Origin of the sequence: Tenacibaculum retecalamus, from assembly GCF_027941755.1 — a bacterium.
In the GTDB taxonomy this organism is placed as follows: Bacteria; Bacteroidota; Bacteroidia; order Flavobacteriales; family Flavobacteriaceae; genus Polaribacter; species Polaribacter haliotis_B.
On sequence record NZ_CP115916.1, the window covers coordinates 2,079,543 to 2,093,700 of the forward strand.

The 14,158-nt window shown below is 30.8% G+C and carries 12 protein-coding genes; 11 read left to right on the top strand and 1 reads right to left on the bottom strand.

Features of this window, described 5'->3' with window-relative positions; genetic code table 11:
* Positions 1–48 precede the first annotated feature (48 nt).
* From PG912_RS09835 to PG912_RS09865, 7 genes are all read left to right on the top strand, one after another.
* A complete protein-coding gene (locus tag PG912_RS09835) occupies positions 49–972 on the top strand; it encodes a CdaR family protein (protein ID WP_275687407.1) in 924 nt (307 codons plus the stop codon).
* Positions 972–1,562, top strand: coding sequence for a dephospho-CoA kinase (gene coaE, locus PG912_RS09840; protein WP_333780653.1), 591 nt, complete (start codon positions 972–974; stop codon positions 1,560–1,562). The genes PG912_RS09835 and coaE overlap by 1 nt, the downstream gene beginning before the upstream one ends.
* A 109-nt stretch (positions 1,563–1,671) precedes the next feature.
* Entirely contained in the window at positions 1,672–3,237 is a 1,566-nt protein-coding gene (locus PG912_RS09845; protein WP_275687408.1) for a sensor histidine kinase, read from the top strand.
* Positions 3,238–3,247: 10 nt separating this feature from the next.
* On the top strand, positions 3,248–3,946 hold the full coding sequence (locus tag PG912_RS09850; protein WP_260586671.1) for a response regulator transcription factor: 699 nt from the start codon (positions 3,248–3,250) through the stop codon (positions 3,944–3,946).
* 125 nt (positions 3,947–4,071) lie between these two features.
* Positions 4,072–4,971 carry an ABC transporter ATP-binding protein gene (locus PG912_RS09855; protein WP_275687409.1) on the top strand — a complete coding sequence of 300 codons (900 nt, stop codon included), beginning with the start codon at positions 4,072–4,074 and terminating at the stop codon, positions 4,969–4,971.
* A gap of 10 nt (positions 4,972–4,981) precedes the next feature.
* The gene (locus tag PG912_RS09860; RefSeq protein ID WP_275687410.1) at positions 4,982–5,830 is read left to right on the top strand and encodes an ABC transporter permease; all 849 of its coding nucleotides are present in this window, start codon (positions 4,982–4,984) and stop codon (positions 5,828–5,830) included.
* A 51-nt stretch (positions 5,831–5,881) separates the two neighbouring features.
* Complete coding sequence (locus tag PG912_RS09865) at positions 5,882–6,352, top strand: hypothetical protein (protein WP_275687411.1); 471 nt, start codon at positions 5,882–5,884, stop codon at positions 6,350–6,352.
* Positions 6,353–6,881: 529 nt separating this feature from the next.
* Here the strand turns inward: PG912_RS09865 and PG912_RS09870 are convergent.
* Positions 6,882–7,052, bottom strand: a complete 171-nt coding sequence (locus PG912_RS09870) for a hypothetical protein (protein ID WP_275687412.1) — start codon at positions 7,050–7,052, stop codon at positions 6,882–6,884.
* 373 nt (positions 7,053–7,425) lie between these two features.
* Here PG912_RS09870 and PG912_RS09875 point away from each other — a divergent pair, with 373 nt between their 5' ends.
* From PG912_RS09875 to uvrB, 4 genes are all read left to right on the top strand, one after another.
* Positions 7,426–8,733 carry a T9SS type B sorting domain-containing protein gene (locus PG912_RS09875; protein WP_275687413.1) on the top strand — a complete coding sequence of 436 codons (1,308 nt, stop codon included), beginning with the start codon at positions 7,426–7,428 and terminating at the stop codon, positions 8,731–8,733.
* Positions 8,734–8,777: 44 nt separating this feature from the next.
* Entirely contained in the window at positions 8,778–9,086 is a 309-nt protein-coding gene (locus PG912_RS09880; protein WP_275687414.1) for a hypothetical protein, read from the top strand.
* Positions 9,067–12,072, top strand: coding sequence for a T9SS type B sorting domain-containing protein (locus PG912_RS09885; protein ID WP_275687415.1), 3,006 nt, complete (start codon positions 9,067–9,069; stop codon positions 12,070–12,072). The genes PG912_RS09880 and PG912_RS09885 overlap by 20 nt, the downstream gene beginning before the upstream one ends.
* Before the next feature lie 66 nt (positions 12,073–12,138).
* A complete protein-coding gene (gene uvrB, locus PG912_RS09890; RefSeq protein ID WP_275687416.1) occupies positions 12,139–14,127 on the top strand; it encodes an excinuclease ABC subunit UvrB in 1,989 nt (662 codons plus the stop codon).
* Positions 14,128–14,158: the final 31 nt, after the last annotated feature.

The window sequence follows — 14,158 nt, forward strand, 5'->3', positions numbered from 1 at the left end:
TTAGCGCTCTTTTTTGTTTTTTATGTAGATTGCATTATATTACTAACTGTGAAAAATAAACTTAACATACCCAAAACTTTTTTTGGTTTTTTATTAGCCTCTGTATTCATTTGGCTCCTTATAAACCTTTCTAAGGAATACACTACTGAAATAACAATTAGCACGGTATATACCAATTTACCTATCAAAAAAACGATTATTGATATTCCTGTAAAAGAAATTCCCTTACTTGTAAAAGGAAGTGGATTTAAATTAATTACTACAAGTCTTACCAATAATCCGATAATGTTAGATTTAGAAAAAATCAACAACAAAAAAGATACTGACTACTACTTTTTAACTAATAAATTACAGTCTGAAATACAAGATCAATTAAAATCAGGCATTGAGTTAATTAGTATTAAAACAGATACAATTCCGTTAAAAGTAGGTACATTACATTCAAAAAAAGTTCCTTTAAAAACAGCCTTAGATATTACATTTCAACTTGGTCATGATTTAGCTACTCCTATAAGTATAAAACCCGCTACAATACTAATCTCGGGAGAACAATCGTTGTTAAAGAAAATAAAATATTTAAGTTTAGAGAATATTAGTTTAGAAAATATTTCTGAAAGCACAAAAATAAAAGCAGTAATAAATGTTCCTGAAAACGTAAGAACAGATATCACTTCTGCTGAAATAAATATTGTTATTGATAAATTCACCGAAGGGGAAATAGAGGCTCCGATTTTAGTTAAAAATGCCCCAAAAGGAATAAATATTTTTCCTAAAAAAGTGAAGATAATTTATAAAGTAGGTTTAAATAATTTTAATAAAATAAATGCAAATCTATTTGAGGTAATCTGCGATTATAATCAAGTTAAAAACAACGAAACTTCATACTTAACGCCACAAATCATAAAGTCTCCAGGTGCTATTACGCTTGTAAGAACCGTACCAGAAAAAATAGATTTCTTAATACATAAATAATGGTAATAGGCTTAACAGGAGGTATTGGCAGCGGAAAATCTACAGTTATAAAAATGTTTTCTAAATTCGATAACATTGCTATTTACATTGCTGATGATGAGGCTAAAAAACTAATGAATTCTTCGGATGAAATTAAAACGCAACTAATTGCTAAGTTCGGAAAAGAAACATATCGTAATAATCAACTCAACAGACCTTATTTAGCGAGCATTGTTTTTAATGATCCAGAAAAATTAAAAACGCTAAATGCCATTGTACATCCTGTTGTAAATGATCATCTACAACAATTTATACTCCAAAACGTTAACAAAGAATACATTTTATATGAAAATGCAATTCTCTTTGAAAATGGCAGCAATGCTTTTTGCGACAAAATAATTACGGTAACTGCCCCTGAAAACATCAGAATTCAGCGTGTTTTAAAAAGAGATAATTCAACGATTGCTACTGTTAAGAGTAGAATTAAAAATCAATGGAATCAAACAAAAAAAACATTACAATCTCATTATATTATTGAAAATAATACACTTACAAAAACTGAACTCCAAATATTAAATATTCATAATATTTTAACAAAAACAACCAAATAGTTTGCGTTTTACCAATAGTATTTCTTAAAATTATCTTAATTTTACAGAAACTCTGTTAATCTAAGTTAAAAGTAGACACTCCTTCATTTTATTGATTTATTTTTGAATAATGGGTAAGAGAATTTTTATTCTTATTGTTGTTTTAATGAGTATTTCTTTAATAGGAATCATCTCAGTTCAAGTATATTGGATTAAGGATGCTATAAAGAATAAGCAACAACAATTCGACAACAACATTACAATTGCATTGGCACGAACATCCGAAAGGATAAAAGACAGAGAATACTCTGAATTCCTTCAAGATAATCAAGAATTTCTTAAGGATAAAAAGTTTGTTTCTGATGCAGAGATAACCACGTATTTATTTCAACAAATAGACACAACAAATAAAAGAAAGTTCACATTCGGTACAACTATTTTGGGTGAAAGCATAAAAATGCCTGGTGATTTTGTTGATAATGATTCTATTGTTGTTAAACGTTATTCAGGAAAACAAGATTTTTATTTCTCTCAGGTAATTAAATCAGATAATAATGATTTTAATTCTTTTATAGAAGAAAATAGTTATTCAACTTTTAAAACCTACCCTAAATTTAATAGGCGGTTAATTGAAAATATGTTACGCCAAAGAAATAGGCTATATCCAATTAATCAACGTATTGGTAATAAAGAATTGAATTTTACGATACAAGAAGAGCTTGCCAAAATGAATATAACCCAAAACTTTAAGTATGGTGTTTATGAAGATGGTTTAGCTACACAATTAAAATCGGGTTATTTTACTATACACCCGAAAGATGCGAATTACCCGTTGTTTGAAGACGACAATGGAGATAGTAAATATAAGCTATATATAAAGTTTCCTGATGAGCGTAAAAACTTATTATCTGGAATGATGAAAATTTTAGGTTTATCTTTATTATTTATTGGAATAATTATTGCTGCTTTTTCTACATCACTATATCAGTTGGTTCGTCAGAAAAAGATATCAGAAATAAAAACAGATTTTATCAATAATATGACACACGAGTTTAAAACACCTATTGCTACTATTAATTTAGCGCTAGATGCTATTAAAAACCCTAAAATAATATCTGATGAAGAAAAAGTAAAGCGCTATGTACGCATGATACGTGAAGAAAATAAACGTATGCACGGACAGGTAGAAAATGTATTACGAATTTCTAGATTAGAAAAAAATCAAGTTGAAATTAGTAAGGATGCTACCGATATGCACGACACAATAGAGGAAGCTATTGAACATATTCAATTATTAGTAGATGATAAAAAAGGAAGTGTAACATCACATTTTGAAGCTATATCGACTGAAGTTCTTGGAAATCAATTTCATTTAACGAACATCATTGTAAATATGTTAGAAAATGCTTTAAAGTATTCAGATGAGGCTCCTAAAATTGATGTTTATACAGAAAACACAAATAAATACTTTATCTTTAAAATAAAAGATGAAGGGATTGGAATGAGTAGAAATGCTCAGAAATATGTTTTTGATAAATTTTATAGAGAACATAAAGGGAATATACATAACGTAAAAGGTCATGGTTTAGGATTAGCTTACGTTAAAGAAATTATAGAAAGCCACCAGGGTAGTGTTCATGTTGAAAGTGAGAAAGGCAAAGGAAGCTTATTTACTGTGAAAATACCATTAATATAAAATAAAATAAATGGGAAGTAAAAGAATATTATTAGTAGAAGACGATCCGAATTTCGGAACAGTTCTTAAAGATTATTTAGCATTAAATGATTACAATGTAACACATGCTAAAGACGGTATAGATGGATTAATCATGTTTAAAAACGGAGATTATGATTTATGTATTTTAGATGTAATGATGCCTCGTAAAGATGGTTTTTCGTTAGCGCAAGACATCCGTGTAACAAACAAAGAAATTCCGATTGTATTCTTAACAGCTAAAACATTAAAAGAAGATGTTTTAAGAGGATATCAAGTAGGTGCTGATGACTACTTAAATAAACCTTTCGATTCTGAAGTTTTATTACATAAAATAAAAGCAATTTTACAGCGTAAAGAAAACGAAAAATCGAGTGACACTGATGAATTTGAGTTTAAAATTGGAGGTTTTGATTTTAACTCTAAACTTCGTCACCTTTCACTTAACGGTGCTGAAGCGCAAAAACTTTCACCTAAAGAAAGCAAACTTTTAAGAATGTTAGCTGTGCATAAAAACGATTTAATGCCACGTGAATTAGCCTTAACAAAAATATGGAGAGACGATAATTATTTTACTTCTCGTAGTATGGATGTGTACATTGCTAAGCTTCGTAAGTATTTAAAAGGTGATGAAAATGTTGAGATTTTAAACATTCATGGAGAAGGATTTAGACTGTTAGAGAAAATATAGAACAGTAATTCTAAAAATTACGAATTTAAAGACTTCCTTTTCCCAGGAAGTCTTTTCTTTTTTATAAATTGTAACAATAATTTTAGTAATTCGTCGAATACTTATAATCAACAAAATCGAAAAATTTGGAAACAATTTTATCAATAAAAAACCTCGATAAAAAATACGGCAAAGTCCATGCAGTAAATAACCTTTCTTTTGATATTCAAAAAGGAAATGTTTATGGAATTCTTGGACCCAACGGAAGCGGAAAATCAACTACTTTAGGTATTATTTTAAATGTAGTAAATGAAAACTCTGGAAGTTTTAGTTGGTTCGACGGAAAGCTTTCTACTCATGAAGCCTTAAAAAAAGTAGGTGCTATAATTGAGCGTCCTAATTTTTATCCATACATGACCGCTGTTCAAAATTTACAATTAATTTGTAAGATTAAAGGAGTTTCTGCTGATAAAATTGATGAAAAATTAAAAGTAGTTAATCTTTTCGAAAGAAGAAATAGCAAATTCAGAACCTACTCTTTAGGGATGAAACAACGTTTAGCAATTGCTTCAGCATTGTTAAATGATCCTGAAATATTAATTTTAGACGAGCCTACTAATGGATTAGATCCGCAAGGAATCCATGAAATCCGTCAAATAATTAAGGATATTGCCAAAAACGGAACCACAATTTTACTTGCCTCTCACCTACTCGATGAAGTTGAAAAGGTATGTACACACGTACTAATTATAAGAAACGGGGTAAAACTATACAGCGGTAATGTTGATAATATGATTGTTTCGAACGGAGTTATAGAAGTAAAAACAGACGATAACATTGATAAATTAGTAAATGTTTTAAAAAACTATTATGAAGTTGCCTCCGTTGATGTTGAAGGTGATTTGGTTACTGCTCGTTTAGAAAATGAAATTCCGGCTTCACAATTAAACAAACACTTATATGAAAACGGAATAATTGTATCGCATTTAGTTAAACGTAAACTTAGCTTAGAACAACAATTTTTAGATTTAACTAACAACAACTAATTCAACAAATATGTTACGCCTTTTATATATAGAATTCCATAAATTAAGATACAATAGAGCTAGTAAAGTTCTTTCAATAATTTATTTTGCCTTACTAACATCTGTTGCTTTAATTGCAGCAATTAAATTTGACGTAGATCCAATAAAATTTCATTTAGCCGATCAAGGAATATTTAACTTTCCTTACATCTGGCATTTTAACACCTATATGGCTGCTATTTTCAAGTTCTTTTTACTACTTGTAATTGTATCTATGATGGCCAATGAATACAGTTACAAAACTTTAAAACAAAATTTAATTGACGGGTTAAGTAAAAAAGAATTTATTCTTTCAAAATTTTATACCGTGATTGCATTTGCTGTAGTATCAACTATTTTTGTTTTTGCTATTTCTTTAATATTAGGAGGTATTTATTCAGACTTCAATGAATTATCTATTATTTTTTCTGATTTAAGTTATCTATTTGCTTTCTTTATAAAACTAGTAGGTTTCTTTTCTTTCGGATTATTTTTAGGAATCTTAATTAAACGATCTGCCTTTGCTGTTGCAGCAATGATTGTATGGTTAATTATAGAAAGTATTTTTAAAGGCTATTTATATTGGACATTTAAAGACCTAAAAACAGGTACCGAGTCTGCCGTAGATGCTATTATGCAATTTTTTCCATTAGAAGCAATGGCTAACCTAATAAAAGAACCATTCACAAGGCTAGGCGCTGTTAAATCTGTTGCTAATCAAATAGGGGAAAATTTCACTAAAGATTATTCTGTTGGCCTTCTTAATATTGGTATTGTTTTAATATGGACTACCATTTTTATATATGCTTCATATTTTTTGTTAAAAAAACGAGATTTATAGAGGGTAATAAGTAGTTTAGCTGTTTTACTATAACAATAAACTACTTTAATAATGAGAAGAACTCTGTTACTTTTTATCTTTTTTACTTCTTTATCAATATATAGTCAAAAAGAAGCTAATTTTTGGTTTTTTGGAAGAAATGCAGGGATAGATTTCAATAATAACACCGTAACCTCATTAAATAATGGATTATTAAACACCGATGAAGGCTGCTCATCTATTGCTGATGAAAATGGTGCTCTTCTGTTTTATTCTGACGGAATTAACGTCTGGACTAAAAACCATGAGTTAATGAAATATTCGAACGGTAGTCTTGCAAATAATTTACAAGGAAACCCTTCGAGTACGCAATCTGGCTTAATCATCCCGAATCCTGAAGATAAAAACATCTACTATATTTTTACTGTAGGTACAGACTATGTAGGTAATGGAAGTGTATACCCTGTTAACCCTGGTTTTAATTTTTATACAATTGATATATCAAAAGGTAACGATGGAGAAATTACTAACGGCTACCAATAAACCTTTCCGACGGAAAAGATTTAACTTGGTCTGAAAAAGTAACAGCTGTTCAAGGAAAAGACTGTACGGAAATTTGGATTCTTTCAATAGTACAAAACACTTTTTATGCTTATAAGGTTGATAAAGATGGTGTAAAAAACACAAGTCCTGTTACCTCTTTATCTTCATACACCTTAAAAGATAAAAGAGGTTATTTAAAAGCCTCACCTGACGGAACAAAAGTAGCTTTAGCTGATTTCACCAACGACGGAAGTGGTAGATTTGTTTTATATGATTTTGATAATGCTTCAGGAAAAATAACATCAAATGGATTACTTCTTACTGATGGGGCTTTTGATGGGAGTCCTTATGGAGTTGAGTTTTCACAAAATTCAACAAAGCTATACACCTCTACATACACACAAAGTTCTGATGCTTTTAATATTCTTCAGTATGATTTATTAAAAGCAAACATACCAAATACCAAAACTAACGTTTGGTCTGGCACAGGCTACCGAGGAGCATTACAATTAGGCTATGATGGAAGAATTTATGCGTCCATACCTGATAAAACACATTTAAGTGCTATAGAAAACCCAGAAGATGCAGCTACAAACATTAACTTTAATCCTAACGCTATCCATTTAGGTGGTGCAATATCTTCACAAGGATTACCGCCTTTTATACAGTCTTTTTTTGCCCCCGTTAATTTAATAAACACAACTACAAATGTAGTTTTAAATAATTCAAATCAGGTATTTTGTATCGGCGAAACCTATGAAATTGAACCCGAGAAAAATGACCCTACTGATACCTACACTTGGTTTAAAGATGGTATAGAAATTACTACTTCTAGAATATTAACAATTGACAACACCAATTTTGGCAGTGGTTTATATGAAGTTAAAATAGAATCGACATCTGATTGTAAAAAAACTTTTACAGGAAGGGTTCAAATTACTTTTGTACCCAAACCTACCATAAACAATATATCAACTTACATTCAATGTGATTTTGACAGCAATCCTGTTGATGGATTTGCTGCCTTTAATCTTCAAAACTTAGAAAATGATTTAGTAAACGATTCTACAAATATGTCTTTTGATTTCTTTGAAACATCAGATAGTAGTTTTTCTTCACCTTTAAACAAGGTAAATTATATAAATAGTGTTTCAACGAGTCATTCAGTATTAGTAAGAGCAACTAATACGATAACTAATTGCTATCAAACTGCTACAATCAATTTACAAGTAAACCCTACTGGTTTAACGTCTTACAGCAATGAACATATTCCAGAATTGGATGAAAACGAAATAAATTTAACTGCTAAATTTAGTATTGGCTCTAATAATGGTATTTTTGATTTCTCAAAAAAAACACAACAAATAATATTTAATTCAAGTGGAGCTCTTTCTTTAACAACACACGATTTTCAGTATTATCGTACTTCTCAAGATGCTTCTTTACAAACGAATCAAATTTTAACTCCATATGAAGATGATTTATTTAGTGATAATTCTGATGTATATGTTAGAATTTCAAACAAAGGAGTCAATTCTTGTGAAGCTGTAGGTAGTTTTAAAATTTTTGTCGAAAAGCTACCAATTCCTCAAGGTGATTTAAATGAAATTATTTTATGTGTTGATAACCCTAGAAGAACACCACAACTTCAAACGACTTCTTTAAATGCTGATACTGGTACTAGTACAGATACTTACAAATGGTTTTTAAACGGAGTTCAAATACTAGGTGAGATATCTGCTATACATAATGCTTCTGCTGGTGGGTTATATAAAGTTGAGGCTTATCGAAATCATCCTAATATCACCACCCCTTACATGGGATATAATACTTTTAGAGTAAAAGAATCTAATCAAGCTTTAGTTATCAAAATAACATCTGCTGATGACAACGATATTCCTGAAAACAATAAAATTAAAATTACAATAGATGGTATTGGTGATTATGAATACGCCTTAAACAGTACAAATCTTAGTGATTTTATAAAAGGAGAAGAAAACCTGTCTCATACCTTTACAAATATCCCTCCTGGTTTAAATGCTATTTCAATCAGAGATCGAAATGGATGTGGAATTATATCTTCTAACAAAATTTCTACGATTTATTTTCGACGACATTTCACTCCAAACGGAGATGGCTACAATGACACCTGGAATGTTTTAGGTATTAATAATAGTTATTATACAGTTGTTAAAGTTCAGATATTTAATAGGTTTGGAAAGCTAATAAAAGAGATAACTGATAAAAAATCAACAGGTTGGGACGGCGTATATAATGGTAGTACCTTACCTTCTAATGACTATTGGTATAACGCAAAACTAATTAACGTCAATGGTCAAGTTCGTGAAAAAAATGGTCATTTTTCTCTTCTTAAAAAATAAACTAAACTTATATTTACCTCCTCAAAACTTTTATTTTTCTTGCTATGAAAAAAATCATTATTTTATTATTAATTTTATTCCCTTCAATCATTCTCTCTCAAGATGGTGGTACAACTTGTGATACTTCTGAGCCTATGTGTTCAGATAATAATGGTGTAAAAATATTTAACAATACAACAAACACTCCTGACAATGGAAGTACTGCTTGTTTATATTCAACCCCTAACCCTTCTTGGTTTTATATTAAAGTGGAATCAACCGGAAACCTAGAGTTTGAAATTATTCAATCTACCGATTTTGATGCAAGTGGTAACCCTATAGGATCTGATCTTGATGTTGATTTTGCTGCCTGAAGTGCCATTTAACACCTCTAATTCTAACTGTACGTCTTTAGCCAAAGAATGTATAGATAGTAGTGGAAATTCAATCCTCTGTCCCGATAACATTACATCTCCTAATTTTTATACCAATAATTTAGACAACACCAATATTATTGATTGTAGTTATTCTGGATCTAGTAGAGAAAACTTTACCATTACTAATGCACAAGCAGGTGAGTTTTACATTTTATTAATAACAAACTTTGATAATGGTACAGGTAAAATTAAACTGGAACAAACAAATTATGCTGAGACTGGGGCTGGAACAACTGATTGCTCAATTGTTTCTGGAGAGCTAGGCTCTGATCAAGATATTTGTGATGGAACTACTGTTACTTTAGATGGTACTCCTACCGTTGGAACCGTTACTAATTATGAATGGCAAGTAGATACTGGTAGCGGATTTACAACAATTACTGGAGAAAACAATGCTACTTTAAGTATTAACAACAATCTTTCAGGAACATACAAAAGTATAATTACTGATAATTTAGGTAATAAAGGTTCTGATGATGTTGTTATTAACTTTTTACCACTTCCGGTAATTGCAAATACAATTGTTACACTAAACCAATGTGATACTGATACTGATTTAATCACAGATATCAACTTAACATTAGCTGAAAAAAACATTTCAGCTAACTATTTAAACGAAACATTTAAATATTATCCTACCGAAAATGACGCTATAAATGACACTTCAGAAATCACCAACCAAACAGCGCATTCGGTTAGTGATGGAGATATTATTTGGGTGAGAACAATTTCTGATAAAGGCTGTTATCAAATATCTGAAATAGAAATCACGGTAGGCTATCAGGCTGATGTTATTTATCCTAAAGAATTTACTAATTGTGATGATTATTTAGATGCTGATGGAAATAACACTGCTAGTAATAGTGATACTGACGGAATTACCTATTTCGACTTAAGCTCTGTTGAACCTGACATCAAAGCTACTTTTCCAGCTGCTAATAGAGCTAATTTAACGGTTTTGATTTTTGAAACCATAGCTGATAGAGACGCTGTAATTAATAACATTACTAATATTTCTAATTACCGTAATAAAAATGTCCCAGCAACCACCCCACAACCTTTATATGTTAAAATAATAGACAAAACAAACAATAATTGTGAAGGCTTGGGAAGCTTTACTATTGAAGTACTGCCAATACCTGTTGCTAATAATGTTGCAAATTTTGAGTACTGTGATGACTTTGCTAGTGGAACCTTTAATGATGGTAAAAATATAAATATAAATTTAAGAGATAGAGTTAGTGATATTTTAGGAACTTCACAAGCACCATCAGATTACACCGTTACTTTTCATACTAGCCCTGCTGATGCTAATTCAGGAAATGCTCCCATTTCAAATGATGCCAATTACACAAATCAAACAAGAGACAACGAAACCATTTATGCTCGCGTTGAAAATAATGACACCGGATGTTTTAATGATCATCTAACTTTTGATATCATTATAAATCCTTTACCAGTTATAACAAACCCTATCCCAGACCTAGAAGTTTGTGATATTATAACTTCAGGTGATGGCGATTCTAGAAATAGAATTGTGCAAAATATTAATTTATCTGAAAGAGATATCGATGTTCTTAATGGTAGAGACCCTGTCTTATTTGAAATTACATATCACAGAACTAACCAAGATGCTATTGATGGAGTATCACCTCTCAATAAAACAAATTATACTAACGATCCTATCCACACAAACTTTCCTACTGATTTTTCAAGTGACGCACCTGCTACTGAATTAATTTACATTAGCATTCTTAACAAAAATACCAATTGTAGGTACGGTATTGCTACTCTGCAATTGGTAATATATCCTGAACCCCTTGTTCCTTTAAATATTACAAATTATACAGATTGTGATAATAAATCGGACTCTTTTTTAGATGACGCGAATGGAATAAACGGAGATATTACACTTAAAAACAAAACAACTGAAATACTTGTAAACTATCCAACAAGCGAACACAGTAATTTTACCATTACCTTTCATGAAAATTTATCGGATGTTGAGTCGGGAGCAAACCCACTTGATGAAAACAAATATGAAAATACTACAAACAATCAAACTATTTACGTTAGGGTTAAAAATGATAAAACTTCATGTGTTAATAACAATTTAACTTTTAACATCATCATAAATCCGTTGCCAGATTTCATAGTATATAGCCCTGTTATTGTATGTTTAAACAACCCACAAACAAGATTAGAACCTATAAACCCTAATGCTACTTATAGTTATGAATGGACATTAAAAGGCAACTCTACTGTTTTAAGTACCAATGCTTTTTATGACGTTACAGTAGGTGGAACCTATGTAATTACTGCAACAAAGCAAGATGGAACTGGTTGTAAAAGAAGTAGAGAAATTGTAGTAAACGAATCTATAAATCCTACTTTAACAAGTGATGATATTGTTATAATTGACGACACAAATAATAGTGGATTAGATGATTATTCAATTAAAATAATTACTGAAAATCAAAATTTAGGAATTGGTGATTACGAGTTTGCTATTACTGATGAAGATAACAATATAACAGGTTTTCAAGACGAACCTTTATTTGATAACATTTCGGGAGGTTTTTATACTGTTTTAGTTAGAGATAAAAATGGATGTCAACCTGATGCTACTATAGAAATATCAGTTATTGAATATCCCAAATTCTTAACTCCAAACGGAGATGGTAAAAATGATACTTGGAAAATTAAAGGAGCTGATTCTAGTTTTTATCCTTCAAGTAACATTACAATTGTTGATCGATATGGTAAAATTGTAGCTATAATTCCTATTGATAATCAAGGATGGGACGGAACCTATAAAGGTAAATTATTACCATCTAATGATTACTGGTTTAAAATTTATTTAGTTGACCGAAAAGATAAAATTCACCAACATCAAGGTCATTTTTCTCTTTTAAGAAAATAAAAAAACTTCTTTTATATCTAATAAATACGGATAGTTTTTCACATAAACTATCCGTATTTTTGTTGCATGGACTTTGAATTACACTCAGATTTTAAACCTACTGGCGATCAGCCAACAGCAATAAAACAATTAGTAAACGGATTAGATACCAACGAGAAACACCAAACATTGTTGGGGGTTACTGGTTCTGGTAAAACCTTTACTGTTGCCAATGTTGTTGCCGAAGTAAACCGACCTACTTTGGTCCTGGCACACAACAAAACATTGGCTGCACAATTGTATTCTGAGTTTAAACAGTTCTTCCCAAACAATGCTGTAGAGTATTTTGTTTCTTATTATGATTACTATCAACCTGAAGCATATATTCCTGTTACAGGTACTTTTATCGAAAAAGATTTATCTATAAATGATGAGATAGAACGCTTACGAATTAGCACTTCCTCTTCCCTACTTTCGGGTCGTAGAGATATTATTGTAATTGCATCTGTTTCTTGTTTGTACGGTATCGGAAATCCGAATGAGTTTAAGAAAAATGTAATTCCGATTGAAGTAGATCAGCAAATTTCGCGCACAAAATTTTTACATCAATTGGTTACCAGTTTGTATTCTAGAACTGAAATAGAGATAAAAAGCGGAACTTTTAAAGTAAAAGGTGATGTTGTTACTATTTATCCGTCGTACGGAGATAGCGGTTATCGTGTGCATTTTTTTGGTGATGAAATTGAAGAAATAGAAACTTTTAATATAGAGGATAATCAAGTAATTGAAAAATTAACCGAACTAACCATTTACCCTGCAAACTTATTTGTTACCTCACCTGATGTATTGCAAAATGCGATTCATAAAATACAGGAAGACATGGTAAAACAAGTAGATTATTTTAAAGAAATCGGTAAACATCTAGAAGCTAAACGATTATTAGAACGTACCGAATTCGATTTAGAAATGATTCGTGAATTAGGTTACTGCTCTGGTATCGAAAATTATTCTCGTTATTTAGATGGTCGAGATCCTGGTACACGTCCGTTCTGTTTATTAGATTATTTTCCTGAAGATTATTTAATGGTGATTGACGAAAGCCATGTTACCATTCCGCAAACCCACGCCATGTATGGTGGTGATAGAAGCAGAAAAGAAAACTTAGTAGAATACGGATTCCGTTTACCTGCTGCGATGGATAACCGTCCGTTAAAATTTGATGAATTTGAATTGTTACAAAACCAAGTAATCTACGTTTCTGCAACGCCTGCAGATTATGAATTACAAAAAACAGAAGGTGTATTTGTAGAACAAGTAATTAGACCTACCGGATTATTAGATCCTGTAATAGAAGTGCGCCCAAGTTTGAATCAGATTGATGATTTAATTGAAGAAATTCAGATTCGTGTAGAAAAAGACGAGCGTACTTTGGTTACCACTTTAACCAAACGAATGGCAGAAGAATTGGCTAAATATTTAACTCGAATACAGGTTCGTTGTCGTTATATACATTCGGATGTTGATACCTTAGAGCGTGTACAAATAATGCAAGATTTACGTAAAGGAATATTTGATGTTTTAATTGGTGTAAATCTACTTCGTGAGGGGTTAGATTTACCTGAAGTATCGTTAGTTGCTATTTTAGATGCTGATAAAGAAGGTTTTTTACGTAGCCACCGATCTATTACGCAAACTGTTGGTAGAGCAGCAAGAAATGTAAACGGACTTGCTATTTTATATGCAGATAAAGTTACCAATAGTATGCAACGCACCATGGATGAAACCGATCGTAGGCGTGAAAAACAGATTAATTACAATACTAAAAACGGAATTACACCAACGCAAATTAATAAAAAACTAGATAACACACTTTCTAAAGATACCACAGCAACATATCAATACGATAATGCGATACAAAAAGCTGCTGAACAAGATTTACAATATTTACCTAAAGAAGAAATAGAGAAACGTATTCGTGCCAAACGTAAACAAATGGAAGAAGCTGCCAAAAGTTTAGATTTTATGGTTGCCGCACAATTACGTGATGAAATTGCAGTTTTAAGGAAGAGTTTATAGAAATATTTAGTTTGATTCTTAAAGTTAAAAC